We start from the raw sequence: 3,527 nt of genomic DNA, 5'->3' as shown, positions 1-3,527 counted from the left end.
AATGACGAGGTAGGGGGCGCGGAAGTAGGGCAGGATATCTTCGTGCAGATAGTCGCGGCGGAGGTCGTCGCCGAGAATCAGTGGCTGGGGTCGTGGAGGGGGGGGAGTGGAGGCGGCGTGGTCGGTTTGTGATGGAGACGGGGGAGCGGTGGCGAGCTGGGGGGGGGGGCGTGGGTTTGGGCGCTACGCCGGTGTCAATGGGCGGGAGGGTGGCGTTGGTGAGATCGGGGAGTGGGAGCGTCGGACGCACGGGACGGGCGAAGCGGAGGAGTCGGGGTTCCGCACATACGAGGTAGGGAAGGGAGTGGGGGGCGGTCGTGGGGCGGGCGGCGGGGCCGCGGTCGAGGGGGTGGTCGTAGTGTTGCGGGGTGACGTGGACGACGTGCGCGGCGGAGAGGAACGAGGGGAACGAGAGCGAGAGGACAAGAAGGATAAAGCCACCGAGTTCCCGGATGCCTGCGTCCAAACCAAAGTCCTCAGTCCTTAACCGCGAATGAACGCGAATAGACGCGAATCCAGAAAACATGTTGGAGCCGGGATTCATTGGTTTTATTCGCGGCTGGTCTTGTTCCATTTTGGTCAAGAGGTCTCACGCGGAGGCGCGGAGACGCGGAGAAAGACAGTTCGACCAGTGTTTTCTCTGTGTCTTCAGGTGAGAAGGGCGATGAGGGCTACGATGAGGGCGGCGCCGACGATGACAATGAGGGCGGCGGCGATGAGGGCGGTGTCTTTGGCGTTAGGATCGTCCATGAGTCGGGCGGGCTGGCGGTGATGTTGTGTGGTAGAGTTCATGGTTGGGCAGGGACGGGCGTGGGTTGTTCGGTGAGGATGAGCAGGAGGCTGATGACGATGAGAAGGAGGGTGAGTATGAGGGTGCGCAGGGGGAGGGGGGAGGAAGGGCGGGGATGTGTGGAGGGAGTGAGGCCGGCCATCAGTGTAGTTGGTTTTTGGATGCGGTGTTCGGGGAGAAAATCAGCCGGTGAAGATGACGATGGCGCTGAGGACGATGAGGATCAGGCCGACGACGAGGGGGGTGAGGGAGGGGGGCTGGTCTTTTTCTTCAGGTTTCATGTGGCGGGGACGGGTTGCGGTTGCGGGGCGGTGGAGGCGCGGGCGGCGTCGAGGGTGGGGTGGAAGCGCCAGTCGCGTGTATCCTCAAAGTCGTGACACTGGGACTGGATGGCGGGGTTGCCGACGAGGGCGTATTGGAGGCCGAGGGCGGCGCAGGTCTCCATGGTTTGGAGAAGGAGTTTGATGAGGGGGAGGTCGAGGTGGGGGACTTGCGAGAGGTCGATGAGGGCGCGGGCGGCGCCGGTATCCACGGCGTCGGCAATCTTGGATTTGAGGTGCTGGGTGAGTTCGTTGATGGTGGTTTGGGAGGAGGTGTCCTGGGGGAGGCGGATGAGGAGGTGGTCCTGGTCGATGGAGAAATAGCGATGGGAGGTGTCGAGGTTGAGGGCGCGGGCGATGCGGGCTTCGACGTCGCGCATGTCGAGGGGCTTGGTGGCGAGGGCGGTGAAGCCGAGTTGCTGGGCTTGCTGCTGGGCGGCGGTGTCGGTTTTGACGACGAGTCCGAAGATGGGGGTGTGCTTGGTGCGTGGGGTGTTGCGGATGACGCGAAAGAGGGTGTAGGCGGCGTCGTCGGGGAGGGAGAGGGAGATGATGACGAGGTCGGGGGGCGTGCGGGCGCAGGTGTCGAGGGCGTCGGCAGTGGTGGCGACGCCGGTGACTTGCCAGGGGGTGTGGCGGAGACCGGTCTGGATTTGCTGGACGATGGCGGGTTTGTCATCGACGACGAGGAGGGTGGCGGGGTCGTGGATGGTGCGGTGACGGACGGGGGCGTCGGCAAGGGGAGCGAGGTCGATGATGCGGCCGACTTTTTGGAGGAGGACGTCTTCCTTGAAGGGTTTTACGATGTAGTCGCGGACGCCGATTTTGGCGATTTTGAGGACGTTGTCGCGGCCGCCTTCCGCGGTGAGCATGACGACGGGGATGGTCTTGAGGGCGGGGTCGGACTTGAGCCGGGAGAGCATTTCGACGCCGTCCATGGTGGGCATGGTGACGTCGAGGAGAATGAGGTCGGGGCGGGCGCTGGCGGCGAGGGCGAGGCCGTCAACGCCGTTGGCGGCTTCGAGGATTTCGCAGTCGTGGAGTTTGAAGGCTTTTTTGACGATGATGCGGACGGTCTTGGAATCGTCCACGGTGAGGATGCGGTGGCGCATGTTGTGTGGGTGAAGAGGTTGGTGTCAGGCGTCGGTGTCGGGGGTGGGCTTCATGAGGAGGTCGGCGACGAGGGTGTGGCCGTGGATGTCGAAGCGATAGACGCGGCGGGTGGTGGTGCTGATGGGTTCGATGGTGAAGTTGGTGCCGCGGAGGATGGAGGGGATGGTGAGGCGGCAGGGGTAGCCGAGGTCGCAGAGTTGGTTTTTGAAGGTGCCGACGGTCATGTTGGTGAGTTCGCCGATGGCGTCGTTGACGACTTCGTCGCCGGCGTCGTCGATCTCGGTGTCGGTCATGTCGAGGAGGCGCGCAGAGATGTGGCGGGCAAGGTCGGCGCCGAGGTAGAGGTAAAGGAGTCCGTTGATGCTGCCGATGAAGCCCACGGTGCCGACGACTTGGGGGCCGTGGATGGAGAGGGTGTTGGGGGTGTCGTCGGGGGCGTCGGAGAGGGGCGTGACGGTGTGGCCAACCATGGTCTTGAAGACTTCATACACGGCGTGGGTGAGCGTGTTTTGGAAGAGGGTGTCGTCGATTTCCTGGAGGACGGGCATGGTGAGTTCGGAGTTCTATTATCGGTCGGTTTTGGCGGGCTTTAGGGAAATGGTTGGGGGAGGGGGCAGAAATTTGAAAGGTGAGATTTCAAATTGGGAGACTGTCGCCGACGCTCGAAACAGAGAGGAATGGGAGAGGCTGGGAGTTATGGTTTCCGGCTTCAGTTTTTCGGTTTGGGGCCGATGAGTTGGTTTTGTTTCCAAACCGAGCCAAAGCGTGCCCAGCCAAACTTTCCAAACCGCACCGTGACCTCAGCCGCCTCATTGCGCCTTTTTTCATTTCTTCAGTCGGTGGAGTTGCTGCTTTCAAAGAGGGCGCCCGAATGGGTGGCCCGTCCTGTGCAGCGGCAGGCGAATTATGGGCTGGGGCGGGCATGGCTGGTTTGCCCCGATGGACGTGGGTTGTTGCTGCATGCTTCCGCGTTGGAGGGCGGGCATATTTGGTTGCGCGCGCGGGCTTCGAGTCCGGATGGGGTGGTGGTGGAGCGTTCGGTTTACGGGGGCGCGCGGGGGTTTGACTGGGAGGCGGCCGCCGAGGGGATCGTGGAGGCGTGGGTGGCGGGTGGGGAATCCGCGGCCTGACACGCGGGGTCAGGCTCTGCAATCGAGGCTGGAGGACGGGGGGGGGGAGGATGTAGGACTGGCGCACGGTGAGGAGTTGGCGGCGGCGGTTTTCGAGGTCGCAGAGGTGGGTCGTCTCCGCGGCTTTGAGGCCGGTGAGTTGTCGGACGCGAGCGGTACAGGTTGTCTGGATTT

Annotated in this window: 4 protein-coding genes and 1 pseudogene; all 5 read right to left on the bottom strand. The window is 63.4% G+C overall.

The features are described from left to right. Window positions 1–466, bottom strand: a pseudogene (locus OBACDRAFT_RS27870) (hypothetical protein); the annotation flags it as partial. 182 nt (window positions 467–648) lie between these two features. After that, the gene (locus OBACDRAFT_RS27865; RefSeq protein WP_157836907.1) at window positions 649–792 is read right to left on the bottom strand and encodes a hypothetical protein; all 144 of its coding nucleotides are present in this window, start codon (window positions 790–792) and stop codon (window positions 649–651) included. After that, window positions 789–932: a hypothetical protein gene (locus tag OBACDRAFT_RS27860; protein ID WP_157836906.1), complete on the bottom strand. Its 144-nt coding sequence runs from the start codon at window positions 930–932 to the stop codon at window positions 789–791. The genes OBACDRAFT_RS27865 and OBACDRAFT_RS27860 overlap by 4 nt, the downstream gene beginning before the upstream one ends. A 135-nt stretch (window positions 933–1,067) precedes the next feature. Continuing rightward, window positions 1,068–2,222 carry a response regulator gene (locus OBACDRAFT_RS03840; RefSeq protein ID WP_052361046.1) on the bottom strand — a complete coding sequence of 385 codons (1,155 nt, stop codon included), beginning with the start codon at window positions 2,220–2,222 and terminating at the stop codon, window positions 1,068–1,070. Between the two features lie 24 nt (window positions 2,223–2,246). Continuing rightward, window positions 2,247–2,771 (bottom strand): chemotaxis protein CheX, encoded by a 525-nt coding sequence (locus OBACDRAFT_RS03835; RefSeq protein ID WP_043582956.1) that lies wholly within the window; start codon window positions 2,769–2,771, stop codon window positions 2,247–2,249. Between the last annotated feature and the right edge of the window lie 756 nt (window positions 2,772–3,527).

The sequence above is a fragment of the Geminisphaera colitermitum TAV2 genome (genome assembly GCF_000171235.2).
GTDB classification, from domain to species: domain Bacteria; phylum Verrucomicrobiota; class Verrucomicrobiia; order Opitutales; family Opitutaceae; genus Geminisphaera; species Geminisphaera colitermitum.
The sequence above is the reverse complement of the archived record's forward strand: the minus strand, read 5'-3'. Positions and strand labels throughout refer to the sequence as shown.

Excerpts from the sequence above, each read along its gene's own strand:
- OBACDRAFT_RS03840 (WP_052361046.1), bottom strand. The coding sequence starts at position 2,222 with ATGCGCCACCGCATCCTCACCGTGGACGATTCCAAGACCGTCCGCATC.
- OBACDRAFT_RS03835 (WP_043582956.1), bottom strand. The coding sequence starts at position 2,771 with ATGCCCGTCCTCCAGGAAATCGACGACACCCTCTTCCAAAACACGCTC.
- OBACDRAFT_RS27865 (WP_157836907.1), bottom strand. The coding sequence starts at position 792 with ATGAACTCTACCACACAACATCACCGCCAGCCCGCCCGACTCATGGAC.
- OBACDRAFT_RS27860 (WP_157836906.1), bottom strand. The coding sequence starts at position 932 with ATGGCCGGCCTCACTCCCTCCACACATCCCCGCCCTTCCTCCCCCCTC.